The sequence below is a fragment of the Streptomyces achromogenes subsp. achromogenes genome, assembly GCF_000720835.1.
GTDB classification, from domain to species: Bacteria; Actinomycetota; Actinomycetes; order Streptomycetales; family Streptomycetaceae; genus Streptomyces; species Streptomyces achromogenes.
Map to the genome: position 1 here is coordinate 224818 of NZ_JODT01000003.1, position 18729 is coordinate 243546.

General features: G+C 72.7%; 19 protein-coding genes. 7 read left to right on the top strand and 12 right to left on the bottom strand.

Annotation, left to right across the window (positions count from 1 at the left end):
• Positions 1-618 precede the first annotated feature (618 nt).
• Positions 619-1188 (top strand): TetR/AcrR family transcriptional regulator, encoded by a 570-nt coding sequence (locus IH25_RS0104545; RefSeq protein WP_037654337.1) that lies wholly within the window; start codon positions 619-621, stop codon positions 1186-1188.
• Between the two features lie 614 nt (positions 1189-1802).
• On the opposite strand, the gene IH25_RS0104550 is transcribed toward IH25_RS0104545, so the two are convergent.
• Together IH25_RS0104550 and IH25_RS0104555 are read right to left on the bottom strand one after the other, a co-directional pair.
• Positions 1803-2234 carry a tetratricopeptide repeat protein gene (locus IH25_RS0104550; RefSeq protein ID WP_030603222.1) on the bottom strand — a complete coding sequence of 144 codons (432 nt, stop codon included), beginning with the start codon at positions 2232-2234 and terminating at the stop codon, positions 1803-1805.
• A 92-nt stretch (positions 2235-2326) separates the two neighbouring features.
• Positions 2327-3838 (bottom strand): glycoside hydrolase family 43 protein, encoded by a 1512-nt coding sequence (locus IH25_RS0104555; RefSeq protein WP_030603225.1) that lies wholly within the window; start codon positions 3836-3838, stop codon positions 2327-2329.
• Positions 3839-4120: 282 nt separating this feature from the next.
• On the opposite strand from IH25_RS0104555, the gene IH25_RS0104560 reads away from it, so the two are divergent.
• From IH25_RS0104560 to IH25_RS0104570, 3 genes are all read left to right on the top strand, one after another.
• Entirely contained in the window at positions 4121-4672 is a 552-nt protein-coding gene (locus tag IH25_RS0104560) for an NUDIX hydrolase (protein WP_030603228.1), read from the top strand.
• A gap of 221 nt (positions 4673-4893) precedes the next feature.
• Complete coding sequence (locus IH25_RS0104565; RefSeq protein WP_030603231.1) at positions 4894-5430, top strand: hypothetical protein; 537 nt, start codon at positions 4894-4896, stop codon at positions 5428-5430.
• Between the two features lie 179 nt (positions 5431-5609).
• Positions 5610-5894, top strand: coding sequence for a GlsB/YeaQ/YmgE family stress response membrane protein (locus IH25_RS0104570; RefSeq protein ID WP_030603234.1), 285 nt, complete (start codon positions 5610-5612; stop codon positions 5892-5894).
• A 45-nt stretch (positions 5895-5939) separates the two neighbouring features.
• Here IH25_RS0104570 and IH25_RS0104575 read toward each other — a convergent pair whose 3' ends face one another.
• From IH25_RS0104575 to IH25_RS0104585, 3 genes are all read right to left on the bottom strand, one after another.
• A complete protein-coding gene (locus tag IH25_RS0104575; RefSeq protein ID WP_037654339.1) occupies positions 5940-6857 on the bottom strand; it encodes an NAD-dependent protein deacetylase in 918 nt (305 codons plus the stop codon).
• A gap of 62 nt (positions 6858-6919) precedes the next feature.
• Positions 6920-7789 (bottom strand): class II glutamine amidotransferase, encoded by an 870-nt coding sequence (locus IH25_RS0104580; RefSeq protein WP_030603241.1) that lies wholly within the window; start codon positions 7787-7789, stop codon positions 6920-6922.
• Between the two features lie 69 nt (positions 7790-7858).
• The gene (locus IH25_RS0104585; protein ID WP_030603244.1) at positions 7859-9283 is read right to left on the bottom strand and encodes a glutamate decarboxylase; all 1425 of its coding nucleotides are present in this window, start codon (positions 9281-9283) and stop codon (positions 7859-7861) included.
• A 246-nt stretch (positions 9284-9529) separates the two neighbouring features.
• Here IH25_RS0104585 and IH25_RS0104590 point away from each other — a divergent pair, with 246 nt between their 5' ends.
• Positions 9530-10216, top strand: coding sequence for an adenosylcobinamide amidohydrolase (locus IH25_RS0104590; RefSeq protein WP_030603246.1), 687 nt, complete (start codon positions 9530-9532; stop codon positions 10214-10216).
• A 196-nt stretch (positions 10217-10412) separates the two neighbouring features.
• Here the strand turns inward: IH25_RS0104590 and IH25_RS0104595 are convergent, their stop codons facing one another.
• From IH25_RS0104595 to IH25_RS0104610, 4 genes are all read right to left on the bottom strand, one after another.
• Positions 10413-11189 carry an IclR family transcriptional regulator gene (locus tag IH25_RS0104595; protein ID WP_030603248.1) on the bottom strand — a complete coding sequence of 259 codons (777 nt, stop codon included), beginning with the start codon at positions 11187-11189 and terminating at the stop codon, positions 10413-10415.
• A gap of 124 nt (positions 11190-11313) precedes the next feature.
• Positions 11314-12282 (bottom strand): PDR/VanB family oxidoreductase, encoded by a 969-nt coding sequence (locus IH25_RS0104600; RefSeq protein WP_030603251.1) that lies wholly within the window; start codon positions 12280-12282, stop codon positions 11314-11316.
• 39 nt (positions 12283-12321) lie between these two features.
• Positions 12322-12543 (bottom strand): hypothetical protein, encoded by a 222-nt coding sequence (locus IH25_RS0104605; protein ID WP_030603256.1) that lies wholly within the window; start codon positions 12541-12543, stop codon positions 12322-12324.
• Positions 12540-13604 carry an aromatic ring-hydroxylating dioxygenase subunit alpha gene (locus IH25_RS0104610; RefSeq protein WP_030603261.1) on the bottom strand — a complete coding sequence of 355 codons (1065 nt, stop codon included), beginning with the start codon at positions 13602-13604 and terminating at the stop codon, positions 12540-12542. Before IH25_RS0104610 ends, IH25_RS0104605 begins: the two co-directional genes overlap by 4 nt.
• A gap of 680 nt (positions 13605-14284) precedes the next feature.
• Between IH25_RS0104610 and IH25_RS0104615 the strand changes: the two genes are divergently transcribed.
• Positions 14285-15229, top strand: a complete 945-nt coding sequence (locus tag IH25_RS0104615; protein WP_030603264.1) for an NADP-dependent oxidoreductase — start codon at positions 14285-14287, stop codon at positions 15227-15229.
• 218 nt (positions 15230-15447) lie between these two features.
• Positions 15448-15849, top strand: coding sequence for a hypothetical protein (locus IH25_RS41110; protein ID WP_157846942.1), 402 nt, complete (start codon positions 15448-15450; stop codon positions 15847-15849).
• Between the two features lie 64 nt (positions 15850-15913).
• On the opposite strand, the gene IH25_RS0104630 is transcribed toward IH25_RS41110, so the two are convergent.
• From IH25_RS0104630 to IH25_RS0104640, 3 genes are read right to left on the bottom strand one after another with little or no spacing between them, the layout of a single operon-like run.
• Positions 15914-16219 carry a hypothetical protein gene (locus IH25_RS0104630; protein WP_157846943.1) on the bottom strand — a complete coding sequence of 102 codons (306 nt, stop codon included), beginning with the start codon at positions 16217-16219 and terminating at the stop codon, positions 15914-15916.
• A gap of 38 nt (positions 16220-16257) precedes the next feature.
• Positions 16258-17499, bottom strand: a complete 1242-nt coding sequence (locus IH25_RS0104635; RefSeq protein ID WP_030603276.1) for a class I SAM-dependent methyltransferase — start codon at positions 17497-17499, stop codon at positions 16258-16260.
• Between the two features lie 21 nt (positions 17500-17520).
• A complete protein-coding gene (locus IH25_RS0104640; RefSeq protein ID WP_157846944.1) occupies positions 17521-18729 on the bottom strand; it encodes a glycosyltransferase in 1209 nt (402 codons plus the stop codon).

Consider the following 18729-nt stretch of genomic DNA (forward strand, 5'->3'; position numbering starts at 1 on the left):
GGGCCGGGGCGGCGGACACGGTGGCAGGGGGGAACGGACACGGTGGCAGACCGCAGAGGGCCGGGGCGGCGGACACGGTGGCAGGGGGGAACGGACACGGTGGCAGGCCGGGAAGGGCCGGGGCGGCGGACACCGTGGCAGGCGGGGAACCGACACGGTGGCAGACCGCGGAGGGCCGGGGCAGCGGACACCGTGGCAGACCGGGAGGAGCCACGACGGCGGGCCGGAGCCGACTCGCAACGAGTGGGCCGGGAAGGGCCACGATGACGGGCCGGGGACGCCCCACGACGGGGCGAGCCGGGGAGGGCCACGGGCGGGCCGGGAAGGGTCACGACGGCGGGCCGGAGACGACCATGGCGGCAGGCCCAGGGTGATCACGGCGGCAGGTCGAGGAGAGCCAGGGCTACGGGCCGCAGACGACCGCGACGGCAGGCCGGGAGCGGCGCCTCGGTCGGGGGCCGGGCCTCGCTCCCTCCCACTCCGGCGGTCGTGGCCCGAGGTGCCGCCGACGGTGCCGCCGGCGGTTCCGGTCAGGCCGTCCGGGGGCGTCGGACTGCCACCCGGTCCGGATCGGTGTAAGGGTCAACAAACGGATCGTCACTGGTTAGGGTGGCGGGCATGCCTCGGGATTCGAACGCGACCAAAGCCCGGCTGCTCGACGCCGCCTTCGCCGAATTCGCCGCCCACGGCATCGCCGGCGCCCGGGTGGACCGGATCGCCTCGGCCGCCGGGGCGAACAAGCGGCTGATCTACGCCCACTTCGGCAGCAAGGACCAGTTGTTCGACGAGGTGCTGCGCCGGGCGGCGGAGGCGGGCGCCGAGTCCGTGCCGTTCGACGCGGACGACCTGCCCGGATACGCCGGCGCGGTCTTCGACCACCTGGTGGCCCGGCCGGACCTCCTGCGGCTGCGGCTGTGGCAGCTGCTGGAGCGCCCCGCCGGCCCCGGCTCCGGGACGGAGGGCTTCTGGCGCCGGGCCGCCGAGGTGGCCGACGCGCAAGCGCGCGGCGAGCTGTCCCGTGCGCTGGCGCCCGCCGATCTGCTCACCATGGTCGTGGCCGCGGCCCAGGCCTGGTTCTGGGTGGACGACGACGGCCGCCCCCGGTCACCGGAGCGGCTGGCCCGGCACCGCGCGGCCGTGGTGGAAACCGCCCGCCGCCTCACCGAACCGCGACCGCCCGAGCGGTGACGCGGCCTCCGGCAGGGCCCGGTGACGGCAGTAGGTGCGCGGCACGTCCAAGTGCTCCGCCGAGGTGCAGGTGATGTCCTGCTCGTACCCCGCTCGTGCCGGCGGAACGCCGTGCGCCCGAATCGACCCCTCCGCGCCACCTCCGCCGCATGGTGGTCCGAACTGTCGCGGCCGGAGGCGTCCGGGGGCAGCAGACCGGGGCGGGTGTCCGGGTCGAAGCGCTCGTAGCAGCGCTGGACCTCGGCACAGAGCCCCTCGGTGCCGCCCCGCCCATGCCGGGTGCGCACCACGGCGAGCGCCCCGCCGGGTCGATCCAGTGGAACGCCGTCGCGATGGTCCTGAGCAGCGCGGGGGCGCCGGTCACCGTGACCACGCCGGGGGGACGGGAGCGGCCGGCCCGGTCGGAGAGCCTGCTGCTGCCCGCCGCGCTGGGCCGGCTGCGGATCGAGGGCCCGGCCGACGTCCTGCTCGGCCACCTCCCCGACCTCGACACCGACGTCCGCGCGCCCCTGCTCGCAGCGGTCCACGGCCCACCCGCGCCGACGCCCCCGGCACCGCACCACGGCACCCCGGCAACCCGTCACCCCGGCACCTTGTGGCCCCGGCGGCGCCCGTCAGCCGTCGGCGGGAAGCTCGCCGGTGAAGGCCGCGGCCATGCGCAGCCAGGGCGCGGCCTCCTCGTGGCGGCCCTGTCGCTCCAGGGTGCGGCCCAGCATCAGATGGGCGTAGTGCTCCACCGGGTCCCGGTCGATGATCCGCCGCAGCTGCTCCTCGGCCCGCCGCAGTTGAGCCGAGTGGTAGTAGGCGCGGGCCAGCAGCAGCCGGGGCCCGGTCTGCTCCGGGGCCTCCTCGACCACGGCGGTAAGCAGCCTGGCCGCCCCGGCGTAGTCCTTGGCGTCGAAGAGCAGCCGGGCGCGTTCCCAGCGCTCGGCCGTGGTCTCCTCGTGCGGGACGCCGGGGCCGTTGTCGAACAGGTGCAGGGCGCTCGCCCAGCGGTCCGGCGCGACCCCGCCCGTCGCCGGGTAGTCGTGGAAGGTGTCGTTCACGAGTCCTCCCTCTGGGATGAGCGAGCCAATTGTTGATTCATCAACCACTGGCCTGGAACCGGTGCCGGACCGCCGGTATTCCCCCGGCCGGCTCAGTCCTCGTACGGCTCGTAGTCGAACCAGTCGAAGTGGACGGTTCCCGTGGCGGCGTACAGGCCGATCACGCGGCCGGTGAAGCCGCCGGCGACCTCGGTGGTCAGGTACCGGCCGTCGAGCCTGGCGAGTTCGGTGAACGTGCCGTCCGCTTCCCGCACGCCGAGCGCGACGGTGTCGGGCCCCTCGCGCGGGTCGGTGATCTCCCGGGCGGGGGTCGTCTCGACGCCGAGCACCACCGGGCCGCCGGCCGACGGGCGGGAGGCCACCACCGACCGCAGCGGGCCGATCCGGGCGATCACCCGCACCTCGTCCGCCGTGGCCTCGATCGCGTAGTGGTGCCGCTCGTCCAGGCGGACGGCCAGACCGCCGCCGCCCCCGGCCGGGTCGACCAGGGTCCGCACACGGCAGGCCAGGTGCTGCTGGCGGCGGCCGGCGAAGGTGACGTCGGTGTCGTCCAGCGAGGCCCCGCGGGCGCGCAGGGTCAGCCAGCCGGCGCGCTCCTTGGTGGTGCAGTCCGCCTCGTGCCGGAAGCGCGGCGAGATCCAGCCCGGGGCGAGGCCGCCGCCTTCGAAGTCGTCCCGGACCGGCACGGCGGCGGGCCGCTGGAGCGGCCACGGCGGCACGGCCGGGGCGGATGTCATCCCGCCGACGACCGGCCAGCCGTCGGACCAGGTCACCGGGGCCAGGAACGTCTCCCGGCCCAGTACGTGCCAGCCGGGCGACCCGCCGCCCGGCCGGACCCCGAGGAACACCATCCACCACGAACCGTCGGGCCCCTGGACCAGGTCTGCGTGGCCGGTGTTCTGGACGGGGTGGTCGGTGCCGCGATGGGTCAGGACGGGGTTGGCCGGACAGGGCTCGAACGGGCCGTCGGGCGTGCGCCCACGGGCGACCGAGACGGCGTGGCAGCGCTCGGTGCCGCCCTCGGCGATCAGCAGGTACCAGTACTCGCCGATGTGGTACAGGTGCGGCGCCTCCGGGGCCTTGGCGCCGGGCGTGCCGGACCACACGCGCCGCGGCTCGCCGAGGGTTCTGCCCGTGTGCGGGTCGATCGGGACCTGGCTGACCCCCGCCACGGTGCACCAGCAGGTGCCCTCGTCGTCCCAGGCGAGGTCCGGGTCGATGCCGCGCACCCCCGGCAGCCGGACCGGGTCGGACCAGGGGCCGGCCGGGTCGGTCGCGGTGAACAGGAGGTTTCCGTCGCCGCTGACGTTGGTCACGATCAGCCAGAAGCGGCCGTCGTGGTAGCGCAGCGTGGGGGCGTAGAGGCCGCCGGAGGAGCGGGCGCCGGGCGGCAGCCGCAGCTGTTCCGGCCGGTCCAGGGCGTTGCCGATCTGGGTCCAGTGCACCAGGTCGCGGCTGTGGAAGACGGGGATGCCGGGGTAGTACTCGAAGCTGGAGCAGGCGAGGTAGTAGTCCTCCCCGGCCCGGCAGACGCTCGGGTCGGGGTGGAATCCCGGGATCACGGGGTCGCTGAGGCTGATGCCGCTCTCGGGCGCGCTCGGCACATCGAGTCCTTTCCGGGATGAGCCGCGGCTACGGCGATGCGGCGAAAGTTTCGCTCGCAGGTTCGAATCATTCCCGGTGAGGCTATCGACCGCCGTTGGAGCGGTCAACGGGTGTGTGTTCCGGCGCGGTGGTATGGCCGCCGGGTGGCCGCGGATCACCTCCTTCGGCCGCGGAGGCACGCTCCCCCGCCGGATCCGGCACCCAACTCCCGGACGGCCCGCGGAGGTTGCGCCGGCCCGTGTACGCCGCCCGGCCGGCGCCCCGTCACTAGGATTCCGTGCATGGTCACCCAGCACGCAGTCCTCGGTCTCCTTGCCCGCTACGAGCCGAAGAACACCACCGAACGCGCCGACGCGGAGCGGGTACGCGCCCTCGTCACGTCGGGCGACCCCTGGCAGCGGTCGTCTCCGCTGCACGTCACCGGGTCCGCGCTGATCGTGCACCCGGAGAGCGGCCGGGTCCTGCTGCGCTGGCACCAGCGCCACGAGTCCTGGCTGCTGGTCGGCGGGCACGCCGACCCGGACGAGTCCGACCCGCTCGCCATCGCCCTGCGGGAGGGGCGGGAGGAGACCGGACTGACCGACCTCGCACCCTGGCCCGACGCCGGCATCCGGCACCTCGCGATCGTGCCGGTTCCGGCCGACTCCCGGGAAGCGGCCCACGAACACGCCGACATCCGCTTCACACTGGCCACCCGCACCCCCGAGGCGGTCCGCCCGGAGAACCCGCAGGCGCCACTGCGCTGGCTGACACCGCGTGAGGCACGCCGGGTGATCACGGAGGAGAACATCCAGGAGACCCTGTCCCGCGTGGAGGCACTGCTCGCGGACTGACCCTCGGTCCACCACGCCCCGGGGCGGCGCCCGCGCAGACCGCCGGTCCGCCGGGGAGACCTGCCGTGAGCCGTGTCGCCACCCGAACGGGTGAGGCCGGCCGGCCTCGCGCCCCTCCATCGGGTCCTCCCCCGGACATTCTCCGGACGGTGGGTGATCGGCCGTCTACGGTACGTACGCACCTGCCGCGCGTGTGCCGCGGCCACATGAGGAGGGACCCTTTGGCATCGGTCTGCGACCCCAAGTACGCCCCCGCCGGCGATGTGAGTGGAGCACTCATGGTGATCGACTCCCGGCTCAAGGCCATCTACGACGGCGGGAGAGAGATCGACCCCGAACAGCGGCAGTTGACCGACCAGTTCACCGCGTCCCTGGGCCCGAGAGGGGCGCACGACCTGCTGGACGGCGCCTGCACGATCATCTACATGTTCATGACCTGGCTGCGGAGGGCGCACGAGGACCACGACAAGGACGTCATCGAGTACGTGGTGCCGAGCCTGGTGGCCTCGATGCGCATGATGCCCAAGAGCATCCGTCCGGAGGCCATCCCCACCATGGCCGGCCTGGTCGTCGCGGCGGGCATGGGTCTGAGCCCCAGCCTGTGGCGCCAGCAGTACGGCAAGTGGACCAAGGAGGAGATGAACCCCTTGGAGGCCACCGCGTTCCTGCTCGCCGAGCACATCAACCGCCTCACCGACGACCGCGAGTTCGCCACCCGCCTCATCAGCAACGCGCTGTCCAAGGCGGAAGGCGCCTGACACACGCGGGACTTCGCCGCCCTCCTCGGGCGGAACGCGCGGCTCTCGGCGACGAGAGCCGCGCCTCTTTCAGGACGACAGCCGCGCCTCTTTCGCACGGGGACGTTTGTACGAGCGGAGACGGTACACACGATGAGCTAACAAGCTCTACCCGACGAAACGACGAAACGGAGGCCACCATGGGCATCATCGCTTGGATCATCCTCGGGCTGCTCGCCGGCGCCATCGCGAAGGCCATCATGCCGGGCAAGGACCCCGGCGGCATCATCGTCACCATGCTCATCGGTGTGGTCGGCGGTCTGCTCGGTGGCTGGCTGGGCAAGGTGGTGTTCGGCGTCGATTCCGTCGACGGGTTCTTCGAGCTCTCCACCTGGATCGCCGCCATCGTCGGCTCCCTGATCCTGCTGGCTCTCTACCGCCTGTTCACCGGCAGCCGGCACTCGCACTCCCACCGTCACGCCTGACCGGCCGAAGGCCGCCGTGTCCGGGCCCGCGCCGCGTCGGCGGCGTCACGGCCTCGCGCCGGCCGGCTGGGCCTCCCCGTCGTCGGCGGGGAGGCCCAGCCGGCCGGCCACTGTGGTGAGAGACGTTCCCAGAGGCAGCCCGACCCGGGTGACCGCATGCCGGTCGCCACGGGTCGGGTCCCTGTTGACGATCAGCACCGGCTTGCCCTCCCCGGCCGCCTGGCGGACGAACCGGAGCCCGGACATCACCGTCAGCGAGGAGCCGAGGACGAGCACCGAGGCCGCCTCCCGGACCAGCTCGCGGCAGTGCTCGACCCGCCGCGGCGGCACCGCTTCGCCGAAGAACACCACGTCCGGCTTGAGGATGCCGCCGCAGACAGCGCAGGGCAGCACGCAAAAGTCCCCGACCTGTTCGTCGGTGAGATCGGCGTCGCCGTCCGGGTTGACGCCGGCGGCCACCGGCTCGAAGCCCGCGTTGGCCTCCTCCAGCCGCCGGGCGAGGTCCCGGCGCGCGCTGCGGGCGCCGCAGGACAGGCAGACGACCCGGCCCAGACTTCCGTGGAGTTCCACGACGTCCTCGCTGCCGGCGGCCTGGTGCAGGCCGTCGACGTTCTGCGTGATCACCCCCGAGAGCATTCCGTGCCGCCCGAACGCGGCCACGGCCCGGTGCCCGGCGTTCGGCTCGGCGCGCCCGAAGGTGCGCCAGCCGAGGTGGCTGCGCGCCCAGTACCGGCGCCGGGCCCGCGCGCTGGTGGTGAACTCCTGGTAGGTCATCGGGGTGTGCCGGCTCAGGCTGCCGCCCTCGCCCCGGTAGTCGGGGATGCCCGACTCCGTGGAGATGCCCGCCCCGCTGAGCACGAGCACACCTCCGGCGCGCAGCGCCTCCACGACCGGTTCCAGGTCCGTGCTGCCCGGCAGCGGGTCCTCGGTGGGCGTCCAGTTCAAAGTGGGGCGCATACGCATACGGCCAGCGTACGGAACAGCTCTGCCCTGCTCCCGGCCGCCGGGTGCCGGCGGGGTCCGGGTCACGGCGCCTGCTGGGAAGCCGCGGCGTCGGGACGCAGATCCGCCAGGGTCAGCCGGTGCGCCGGGGGCTCCGGCAGGATCACCTCGCGGGTGGCCTGCGAGCCGGTGGCGGCGTGGAGCAGCTCGCCCGGTTCCATCAGGCGCCAGCCGGGGTGGTCGTCCATGCGTTCGCTGGCGACGATCACGGCCGGGTGGTCGGCCAGGGTCGAGGAGCGGACGCGCATACGGCCGTGGCTGCCGCTGTGGTCCAGGTGCCGCGCGCCGTGCTGTCCGCCCGCCGGGCGCTCGAGGACGTACAGCTCGTGGGTGTCGGGGTAGCGCAGGGCCCACAGCCGGGTGGGGGTGACGAGGACGAGGTTGAGGGCGTAGACGGGCAGGTTCCGGGCGATCCACCGGGCGGCCTGGCGGATGCCGGCGCCGGGGTCGCCGCCGTTCCGTCCGGTCTCCCGGGTGATCAGGGCGAAGAAGCGCTCGGAGTCGGTGTCGCCGCCGACCAGTGACCGGTCCTCGCCCAGGTGGTCGTCGAGCCGGTCGAGGTCCTCGATGACCCCGTTGTGCGCGAACAGCCGTCCCTCCTGGGCGAAGGGGTGGGTGTTGCGGGCGTCGAGGCCGCCGGTGGAGGCGTAGCGCACATGGGCGACGAAGGTGGCGGACTCCACCCGGCGGGCCTCCTCGGCGAAGGCCCGGTCCTCGTAGGCGGCGATCGGCGCCTTGTCCACGCGTGGGGTGCCGTCCGCGGCGAAGTAGCCGAGGCCGGTGCCGTCGGGGTCGTGACGGCTCTGCCGGCTGAGACTGTCGGGGGCGTCCAGCAGCCAGAACGTCGCGTGGGTGCGTCGTGGCGCACTGCTGAGGCCGAACAGACGGCACATGGTCGTTCTCCTCGCTCGCCGGACACCCCGTCGGCGCGCGCGGACGGGGTGTCCGGCGGTGGTGCGTGGTCAGTGGCGGCCCGGGCGCCGCGGGTTCTTGGTCTCCGCGCCGTGGGCGAAGCCGCCCGCGTCGTCGGCGTCGCGGTGCGGCCCGTGTTGCTCGCGCAGGCGGGGCAGGGCGCGGCGCAGGTCCTCCAGGAGCAGGTCGGCCAGGTCATGGCTGAAGCCGTTGCGGACCACGACGCGCAGGGCGGCCAGATCGGTCCGGTGCTCGGGGAAGGTGTAGGCGGGCACCAGCCAGCCGCGTTCACGCAGCGCGGCGGAGACGTCGAAGACGCTGAAGGTGTCGATCCCGTCGCGCATCCGGAAGGCGAAGACGGGGAGTTCGCCGCCGTCGGTGATCAGCTCGAACGGGCCCAGCCCGGCGATCTCGGCGGCCAGCCGGGTGGCGACGTCGCGGCAGGTCCGCTGGACCCGCCGGTAGCCGTCGAAGCCGAGGCGCAGGAAGTTGTAGTACTGAGCGACGACCTGGGCGCCGGGCCGGGAGAAGTTGAGCGCGAAGGTCGGCATGTCGCCGCCGAGGTAGTTGACGTGGAAGACGAGGTCGTCGGGCAGGGCGTCGCGGTCCCGCCACAGCGCCCAGCCGACGCCCGGCATGACCAGGCCGTACTTGTGGCCGGAGGTGTTGATGGAGGCGACCCGGGGCAGCCGGAAGTCCCAGGTGATGTCCGGGTCGAGAAAGGGCGCGATCATCCCTCCGGACGCGCCGTCGACGTGGACGGGGATGTCGAGTCCGGTACGGCTTTCCAGATCGTCCAGGGCCGCGGCGATGCCGGAGACGGGTTCGTAGCTGCCGTCGAAGGTGGAGCCGAGCACGGCGACGACCCCGATGGTGTTCTCGTCGCACAGCTCGACCGCCTTGTCCGGCGTGAGGTGGTAGCGGTCGCCCTCCATCGGGACGTAGCGCGGTTCGACCTCGAAGTAGTCGGCGAACTTCTCCCAGCAGATCTGCACGTTGATGCCCATCACGAGGTTGGGCCGGTCGGCGGGCCTGCCCTCGGCGCGCCGCTTGTGCTGCCAGCGCCGCTTGAGTGCCAGCCCGCCCAGCATCGCCGCCTCGCTCGAACCGGTGGTCGAGCAGCCCGTCGCATGGCGCGGGTCCTCGGCGTGCCAGAGCCGGGCGAGCATGTGGACGCACCGGTTCTCGAGTTCCGCGGTCTGCGGGTACTCGTCCTTGTCGATCATGTTCTTCTCGGCGCACTCCGCCATCAGGCGCCGGGCCTGGGGCTCGGCCCAGGTGGAGACGAACGTCGCCAGGTTCTGCCGGGCGTTGCCGTCGAGCATCAGCTCGTCGTGGACCACCTGGTAGGCGGTGTCCGGTTCCATCCCCTGGTCCGGCAACGCGTACCGGGGCACTCGGACGGGCTCCCGGCTGAAGATCGGATTGATCTCCAGGTCCCGGCCCTCGCCGCGCTTGTCACGCTGCACCGTCATACGCGCTCGGTCCTCTCTGCCAGGCCGGCGTGGCACTGTGCGGGGTGGCACTGTCCGGGGTTCCCCGCCCCCGCACGGGCGAACCAGAACAAAAGAGAACAGCGCGGTCGGGGGCCGGCCTCGTCAGGGCGGTACGGCAGGACCTTCATCCGCGCCGGCGGCGTCACAGCGGGCCGCGGGCCGGCACCGGGCCGGACGGCGCGGCGTACGATCATCCGGTCCCCGTCCCGCGAGGAGTACCGTCCGATGCCCGCCGCCATACCGTCGCCCCGCCCCGCGACCGCGTTGCTGCGGGTGCGGCAGCACACCCGCGCCGAGGACGGCGAGCGGCTGCACAGCCTGCTGTGGCGGGCGGGCGCCGGCTGGCGGGTGATCAGCAGCGCCGTGCTCGGCGGAGGCATCGGGGAACGCTCCTGGGTGCTCAACGCGCAGGTGTCCCACGGCTACCGGCGCACCGACCCGGACCGCCACCTCGCCGAGCTGGCGCGCGCGGCGGGCGCCGACGGGCCGGGAGTGGGGCTGATGACCGCCGCCGATGTCCGGGCGTACGGGCACGCGTGCGACGGCGGTGTGGAGGCGGTCGCCACCGCCGGGCTCGGGGTACGCGGCTGGGCCGCCTCCCCGGCGGAGGGCACGGCCGTCGCGGCACGGCCCGGCACGATCAACATCCTCGTCGCACTGCCGGTGGCGCTGACCGACGCGGCGCTGGTCAACGCCGTGGCCACCGCCACCGAGGCCAAGGTGCAGGCGCTGCTGGCGGCGGGCTACGACTGCTCCGGCACCCCCACGGACGCCGTGTGCGTGGCCGCCCGGTCCCCGCGCGCCGACGCCGAGGTCCACGCGTTCGCCGGTCCCCGCTCACTGTGGGGCGCGCGCGTGGCCCGCGCCGTCCACGGGGCCGTGGGCACCGCCGCCCGGACCGGCCGTCCATGACCCGGGCGGGCCGGCACCGGAGCCGCCACCGCACGGGCCTGGACCGGGTCGATCACCTGGTGACGGAGACCGCCGACGGTGGGACATCAGGCGGTGGCCGTCTCCGGGAGGCCACCGGCCCCGTCAGCGGTACAGCCGTACCGGCTCGGTACGTCCGGCAGTACGGCGCCACACCGCGACGACCCGGCCGTGTCCGTCAGGCGGCCGAGGACTTGAGCCGTGCCCCGAGTGACCGTGAGATCCCGCGTGCCGCGATCCGTACCAGCGGGACGAGGGCGTGCGGGTTCACGGTGCCGGCGTGGGCGACGACCGAGACGGCCGCGACGGCGGTGTCGTCCGGCCCGCACACGGGGGCGGCGACCGACACGGCGTCCATCGTCACCTGCCGGTCGCTGATGGCGATCCCGGTACGGCGCACTTCGGCGAGAGCGCGCCGGACCTCGTCCGGGTCGCACAGCGTCTTTTCCGTGTGCCGTACGAACGGCCGGGAAAGCACCCGTTCCTGGACGTCCAGGGGCGCGTGGGCGAGCAGGACGAGGCCGACGCCGGTCGGAGCGAGGTCGAACCGCCCGCCGACGCGGGTGAGAACCGGGACGGCGTCACGGCCGGCGAGGCGCTCCACGTAGACGACGGACAGCTCCTCCCGGACGGCGAGCTGCACGTTCTCGCGGGTGATGTGGCCGAGGTCGGAGAGGTACGGCAGGGCGGCCTCGCGCAGGCCCAGGCCCCGCGGGGCGAGCGAGGCGATCTCCCACAACCGCAGCCCGATGCGGTAGCCGCCGTCCGCCTCGCGTTCGAGCGCGCCCCAGCCGGCCAGTTCCCTCACCAGCCGGTGGGTGGTGGTCAGGGGCAGACCGGTGTGGCGGGAGATCTCGGCGAGCCGCAGGACGGAGCGGTCCGGAGCGAAGGCTTCCAGCACCCGCAGCGCCCTGGCCGTCACGGAACCGCCGCCGGTCGGAGCTCGGCGCCGCATGCGGACCTCCTCGTTCGGGTGCGCGCCGCTCCACAGCGGACCCAGGCCACGGCACGTCACCGAAAAGTTAGGCAGAGTTTTGACGCCCGTCAACGCTCTGGCGAATCGCTGTCAGAGATCGCTGTCAGAGGTCCAGGACCAGTTTCGGGCCCGCCGCCCGGGAGACGCAGATCATCATCGTGTCGTGCGCCTCCTGTTCGGCGGGGGTGAGGAGGGAGTCGCGGTGGTCGACCCTGCCGTCGAGCACGGTCGTCTCGCAGGTGCCGCACGTGCCCTCCCGGCAGGAGGAGAGGACCGGCACCCCGGCCTCCTCGACCGCCCGCAGCACGGACGTGTCCGGCGGGACGGCCACCGTGACGCCGGTCCGCGCCAGCTCGACCTCGAACGCCCCGTCCCGCAGGGGCGCCTGAGGCTCCCTCGGCGTGAACCGCTCGACGTGGAGGGTGCCGGCCGGCCAGCCGGCGCACCGCTCCTCGACGGCCTTGAGCAGCGGTTCGGGTCCGCAGCAGTAGACGAGCGTCCCGGGGCGCGGTGTCCCCAGGAGCGCGTCGAGATCGAGGAGCCCGTACACGTCCTCGGGCCGGACACGCACCCGCTCGCCGTACCGCGTGACGAGTGCCTCGCGGAATGCCATCGACGCGAGCGTCCGCCCGCCGTAGACCAACTCCCAGGCGGAGCCCTGCTGTTCGGCGCGTTCCAGCATCGGGACGATCGGGGTGATGCCGATGCCGCCGGCGATGAAGAGGTACGTCCCGGCGTCCTCCAGGGGGAAGTGGTTGCGCGGGCCGCGCACCCGGACGGGATCGCCCTCGGCCAGCTCGTCGTGCACGTGGAGGGAACCGCCGCGGCCCTCCTTCTCCCGCAGGACGGCGACGCGCCATACGCGGGCGTCCCGGGGCGAGGAACACAGCGAGTACTGCCGTACGAGATCCGGGGCGAGCACCAGGTCGATGTGCGCGCCGGGCGTCCAGGCGGGCAGCGGGGCGCCGTCGGCCCGGCGCAGGTCGAGCGAGACGACACCGTCGGCCTCGTCGGTGCGGCGGACCACGACGAGGTCGAGTTCGGCCTCGGGAGCGGTGGTGTTTCCGGGCATCAGGGGTCCTTGAGTACGCGGGTACGTGAACGAGCGGGGTCAGGCACCGACGAGGTGGCCGGGCGCGGGGGCCGGGGCGGCGGGTCCTGGTCCCGGGTGTCCGTCGGGGTGGGCGAGCAGCCACTCCCACAGTTCCACCGGGTCCTCGGACTCCCGGGACTCCCCGCACCAGCACCAGCCGCACAGCCGGTCCGTGCCCGGGATCCACACGACCCGGTGGACCGTGTCCCCGTCGAGCATGGCCGTGGGCCGCGGGCTCATCGCACGGCCGCCACGGGCGCGGTCGCGCCGGCCTGGACGAGCCGCTCGAGGATGCGGCGGGCGGCCAGGCCACCGGTGTCGATGTTGATGCTGAGCTCCTGCGTCCCGGCCGGCTCGGAGGCGATGGCCTGCTCCAGCCTGTTCAGGGCGACGACGTCCTGGAGGACGACGGTGCGGTTGCTCTCGTACAGGAAGTCGGTGACCGCCTGGTCGTCCAGGGCGAAGTCGCGGGCCACGGCCCAGAAGTCGTGGGTGCTGGTCTCGGTTTCGGGGGTGATGGCGTAGACGACCTCGACGTGGAAGGCGCCCGGATCGCTGCCGTCCGGGCCCGGGCCGGGGGCGCCGACGGGGGCGATGCGCGAGTGCAGCAGGTACAGGCAGGGGGCGTGGTACTCGATGTCCTGCCAGCGCGTGATGCGGCCGCCGATGCCGGTGGACCCGGCGTAGAACGGCGGGCACTCCGCGTCGTCCATGTGACGGCTGACGTACACGACGCCCGCCTTCTCGTCGACCTCGGTGGTGATGGGCGTCTCGGCGACCTCGGGGGTGCCGATGTAACCGCCGTGCAGGTACGTCTCGTGGGAGAGGTCGAGCAGGTTGTCGACGAGGAGACCGTGACGGGCCGCCAGCGGTTCCATGCCGCTGATGGTGGTGTAGTCGGGCGAGTCCAGCCAGGGGGCGCGGGGGATGAGGGCCTCGTCGGCCTTGTCCTTGTCGCCGATCCACACCCATACGAAGGAGTCCTGCTCCTTGACCGGGTAGGAGGCCAGCCGGGCGGTGCGCGGCACACGCTGCTGACCGGGCACCCGCACGCACACGCCGTCGGCTCCGTAGGTGAAGCCGTGGTAGCCGCAGACGACCGTGTCGCCGTCCAGCCGGCCCGGTTTCTCGGAGAGCGGGAAACGGCGGTGTACGCAGCGGTCGGCCATGGCGGTGACCTCGCCCGCTCGCGTACGCCAGAGAAGGACCGGCTCGCCGCAGACGGTGCGGGTGAACGGCTCCCGCCCGATCTCGCGGCCGTAGGCGGCCACGTACCACTGGTTGCGCGCGAATGACGTCATCGTCATCTCCCTTGTGTACGGGCGAGCCCCACGCGTCGGCCGGCTGAGGACTGGTGCCCGACGGTGTGGCTTCGCGGGTTTCGGACGCCGACAGCCCGGGAGGCCGAAGCGGGCGCCTCCGCTTTCCAGAGTGCTGCGGACACCGGCCTGTGAACAGGGCGCCTTCCGCTGACCGGAAGACCTAGACCCTCGGGGCACCTACGGGATCGCGACACCGGCGACCGGCCAAGTCGATCGCCGGCAGGTCGAGTTGATCGACCGGACCGGGCGGCGTGCGCGGGGTGCCATGGCGCGGGAGGGGCGGGGCGCGGAAGACGTGGGAGACCGAGCCCGGATCTGTGCCGAGGCTGCCAACAGGGGCCGCCGTCCGTCTGCGCCGGCTGCTGCACCGGGGCACACACACCGATGCTCCCCGGCGCGCGCCCCCGGCTGCCCGATCGCACGATCTGGACAGCTTCGGCACGTCCGTTGCCTCGGTCGGGCCTGCGAGAGCAGCCCCGGCGGCGATGTGCGCGCTGGGCCGGGCGTCGACGCGGCCACCCGGAGCGGAGCACCCCGCCCCCTCCTGGAAGTCCGCCGGCAGAGCACCGACTTCGGGTGCCGCGAGCGGCGGCACGCGGTTCCGGTCAGTGCGTGGGCCGCACCGGAATACCCGGCCCGTAGGACCGGTTGCGTGGGGCATGAAGGCGATCGGTATTCACGAGTTCGGCGGCCCGGAGGTTCTGCGGGTGCTGGAGCTGCCCGAACCCCAGGCGGGTCCCGGTGAGGTTCGTATCCGGGTGCACGCCGCCGCGGTCAGTCCTACCGATGTCCTGCTGCGTACCGGTGGGCATGCGGTCCGCATGCCCGGCCGACGGCCGCCGTTCGTACCGGGTATGGATGCCGCCGGGGTGATCGATCAACTCGGGCCCGGCGCTGACGACCGTCTCGCCCTGGGCCAACGGGTGGTGGCGCTGGTGCCGTTCACCGGTCCGCACGGCGGAGCCTACGCGGAGCAGGTCGTCGTGCCCGCCCCATCGGTGGTGCCGGCTCCGGAAGGGGCCGGCTTCCCGGAGGCATCCACTTTGTTGATGAACGCCATGACCGCGCGCCTCGCTCTGGATGTGCTGTCCGTGCCGCGTCACGGGACGGTCGCCGTGAGCGGTGCCGCCGGCGCCGTGGGCGGGTACGCGGTCGAGTTGGCCAAGGCCGACGGGCTGACCGTGATCGCCGACGCGGCCGAGCGTGATGGGGAACTGGTCCGTGGTTTCGGGGCCGACCACGTCGTTGAGCGCGGGGCCGGGATCGCCGGACGGATCCGTGCGCTCGTGCCCGAGGGAGTGGCCGGGGCGGTGGACGGATCGGTGCAGACCTCGGAGATCGTGCCCGCGATCGCAGACGGTGGCGCCCTGGCCGAACTCAGGGGCTGGGCAGGGCCGGCCGAGCGGGACATCCGGGTGTACCCGGTGATGGTGCCCGACCGCATCGACGACACCGCCGGCTTGGACGCCCTTTGCCGCCAGGCCGAGAAGGGCGTCCTGACCTTGCGCGTCGCGAAGGTGTTGCCCGCTGCCGAAGCGGCCCGGGCACACCGCTTGCTGGAAGCCGGCGGCCTGCGGGGGCGAGTGGTGCTGGATTTCTCCTGAGAAATCTTTTGCGCCACCGCGGGTGATTCAGCTGTCAATCACCCGCGGTGGCGCAAAAGTGGACACGTCGTTTCCCGCTGGCTAGGCTCGATGGACGAATGCCACGCCTGACGCGGCGATCGGTACGCGGGAAAGCGGGCGTGGAAAACCGGAGTCAACCGGAACGAAAACCGGAGCTCAACCGGGACAGAGCGCTGAGCTCAGTACGGGAGTCTGATATGCGGAACTCCGACAGCACCCGAAGGAATTCCCTCAGGACCATCGCGGTCGCGTCCTCGCTGACGCTCGCGGCGTCCGCCGCGGCCATGGGTACGGCGCACGCCGCCGTGAAAGTCACCATCACCGGCACGGTGAGTTGCGCTCAATTCGAGGACTCGTCTCCGAAGACGGTGACGATAACCCCGCGCAGGGGAACCGCCGACTCGGACGAACCGCCCGGCGAGGGGAAGACCGAACCATACACGGTCAGGCTCACCGGCATTCCGAACGGCGGAACGACAGCCACCGTCAGGGTTGTCTGCGTGGACGACGACGGCGACACGAATACGTACAAGAAGAAGAACGTCCCGATCACCAAGCCGGCGGACGGCTCCGCCCTGAAGCTCAACCTTCCGGGGTAGCGGTCGGCTCGGGTCATGGGCGCCCGCCCCTACGACAGGGGACGGGCGCCCGCGCGGGAAGACGTCACCTCTTGACGTAGAGGTGGTGGAAAGGCGAGAAGGGGGCGATCGGCACGCACACGTAGGCGCTCCACCTGCCCTCCGCGATGCCGTTTCTCCCCGCCGACTCGCAGGCGGCGGCCATGCCGTAGAAGGAGTCCTCGCGGGTGAAGCCCTCGGGAGGCGTCCAGGCGCTCACCGAGGAGGCCACGGGCGGGTGGGCGGCACCGGTGGTATTGCCATCGGAGGCGGCGAGTGCCTGGGATGCGCCCAGGGCGAGCATCGCGGCCGGAATAACGCAGAGCAGTGCTGTCCTTGTCGAACGAGTCATTGCGCATCCCTTGAGTAGTTTCGAAGCAAACTGGGTGTTCACGTGGCGCTGATGCGCACGTCCGGTACGTATTCGATCCAGCGGCCGCCGCTCGCGACGAACGCGCTCTCCTTGCTCTTGATTTCCTCGGCGTGGTTCCAGGCGAGGAGCAGTGCGTAATCGGGGAATTCCTCGGTGAACGCCCGCGGCGACCGGATCGGGATACCCGTCCCGGGCGTCAGGTGGCCCTGCTTGGCGGGCGTGGTGTCACAGACGTACGACAGGAGTTCGGGTCCGATGCCGCAGAGGTTCAGCAGGGTCGCGCTCTTGGCGGTCGCGCCGTATCCGACCACGGTCCTGCCGTCCTCGCGCAGTGCGCGGAGCAGGGACACCAGGTCGGTGCAGACGCGCCGCACGTCGTCCGAGAAGCGCCGCAGGGTGGCCGGGTCGGCCAGGCCGGCCTTCTCCTCCTCCGCCAGCAGCGTCCGCACCGAAGGCTGGACGGCACGTGTCCCCGGCCTCGCCAGGGTGTAGCGGATCTCGCCGCCGTGGACGGGGAGGCGTTCGGCGTCGACCAGTTCGAAGCCGTGCGCGGCGGCCATGTACTTCACCGATCTGACGGTGAAGAAGAAGATGTGCTCGTCGTAGATCTGGTCGAACGACGTCTTCCGCACGATGTCCCCGAAGTACGGGTCCTCGAAGACGAAGACGCCGTGCGGCGCGAGGAGGGCGTCGATGCCCCGCAGAACGGAGTCGAGGAAGGAGATGTGGGAGAAGGTGTTCGCCGCGAACACCACATCGGCCGGTCCGTCCTCTTCGCGGATCCGCTTCCCGAGTTCCTCGTCGAAGAACTCGTTGCACACCCGGATGCCGTTGCGCCGCCCGGTCTCGGCGAGGTCGTCACACGGTTCGACACCGAGGTGCCGGACTCCGGCCGCCGCGATCTTCCGCAGCATGATGCCGTCATTGCTGCCCAGTTCGACGATGAACGGGTCCGGCCGGTCCAGTTCGGTGGCGAGGAAGGTGTCCGCCAACTGCTCGAAGTGGGACCGCATGACACTCGAACCGGAAGAACGGTAGGGGTAGCCACCATGGAACATGCGGTCGTGCGGAGCCTCCTCCAGCAGCTGCACCGTGGTGCAGCGGTCGCAGATGCCGCCGGCCAGCCGGAAGGTGAAGGCTTCGCCGGGCTCCCCCGGCGTCCGGTACGCGTTGGCCATCGGCTGCTTGCCGAAGTCGAAGAATTCCTGCAGCCCGCCGCCGCAGATGCGGCACGGCGGCACAGTGGTGGTACGGGACATGGGCTCTCCATGGGCAACGAGTCAGATACGGACGGCGGGCCGGTCTGCCCGCGGTGGGGTGGCTCTCGGGGAGAGCAGGTCGTCGAGGACGGCGCGGGCGTGCGCGGGACCGAACCGGGCGGCCAGCTGCCCCGCCGCCGCACGGGTCAGCCTGGCGCACAGCTCGTCGTCCCGGACCAGCCGGACGATGTGCCCGGCGAGGTCCCGTGCGGTGTCACCGGCCAGGACGTGACGGTCGTGCACCAGGCCCATGCCCTCGAAGGCGATGCTCGTCCCGGCCACCGGTACCCCGTACTCCAGGGCCTGGCCGACCTTGCCCTTGACGCCGGCGCCGTAGCGCAGCGGGGCCACCGCCACGCGCGCCCGGGCGTACAGCGGGGCCAGGTCCTCGACCCATCCATGGACCACCACGCCCTGGCCGGCGAGGGCCGTGACGGCCTCGGGGGCGGCGCTGCCGACGAGGTCCAGTGTCGCTTCCGGGACCTCGCGGCGCACGAGGGGCATGATCTCCCGGGCCAGCCACTGGGCGGCGTCCACGTTGGGCGCGTGGAGGTAGTGCCCGACGAAAAGCACCCGTGCGCCGGGAGCGGGCGGCGCGCCGGTGCCCACCCGGGAATGGATGTTGGAGAGCACGCGCACATCGGCTTCCGGTACGAGTGACGTCAGCAGCCGGCGCTCCTCGTCGGAGACCACGAGCGTGGTGTCGCTCTCCCGTACCAGCAGCAGTTCCAGCGCCCGGGTCGCCTCGGCCTGTGCGCGCAGGGTGAAGCGGTCCGCGCGTCCTTCGCGTGCCGACAGGTCGGCCTGGCGCGCGAGCCGCCTGAAGTGCACGTCCACCGTGTCGTACACGACGCGGCAGTGCGGGGCGTGGTCGCGCAGATCGCCGAGGAGCTGAATGGCCGGCTGCGGCCGGCACAGCAGGGCGAGCACGATCCGGTGCCCCTGCTCGCGCAGGAAACGCCGCTGCTGTGCCGGGTCGCGCAGGAGCGCCACGCCCTGTTCCCGCAGGCGTGTGGCGTAGGGCTCCGGGGCCTGCCCGTCCAGGGGGCAGAAGAGGACCGGTCGTCGCAGCTCCCGCAGCTGGTCGATGACACGGCTGAGGCGTACCGACCCCGAGTCCTGGTCGGGGCGGGGGATGCACTGGTCGACGATCACTACGATGCCGTCCGGCCCGGTGCCGGTCACGGGCCCCTCGGCCCGCTCGGTGGGCGCTGTCCGTTCGGTCCGCAT